Annotated in this window: 1 protein-coding gene; it reads left to right on the forward strand. The window is 48.8% G+C overall.

The genetic code is table 11. From position 1 onward, the window contains the following. Positions 1-245: 245 nt before the first annotated feature. The coding region (locus PH562_RS30680; RefSeq protein WP_285177650.1) for a porin at positions 246-383 on the forward strand (138 nt) is incomplete at its 3' end.

Below are 383 nucleotides of genomic sequence, written 5' to 3' on the forward strand. Positions count from 1 at the left end.
ATTCTAATATACTTCATATACATACTAAGATCGCGTGATTTTATGGTGTATTTTTGCATCTTTGACCGATTTATGACGATAATTACTTTATAACTTCAAATTATTCTATTCCGATGCATCAAAAGCCCCGCTAGCGTGCCAGCACGAAAGTCTTCCGGGCTTTCGGTAAGAGGGAACCCCGAATTGATGAACGTGGCGGAAAACCTCCGGCTGCGTTCCGATCCGGCAAATCGATTGGAGAAAAAATGAATATCAAGAGCCTTCTTCTCGGCTCCGCTGCTGCTCTGGCAGCAGTTTCTGGCGCTCAGGCAGCCGACGCTATCGTTGCTGCCGAGCCGGAACCGCTCGAATACGTCCGCATCTGCGACGCATATGGCGCTGGC

The sequence above is a fragment of the Rhizobium centroccidentale genome, assembly GCF_030182565.1.
Lineage (GTDB): Bacteria > Pseudomonadota > Alphaproteobacteria > Rhizobiales > Rhizobiaceae > Rhizobium.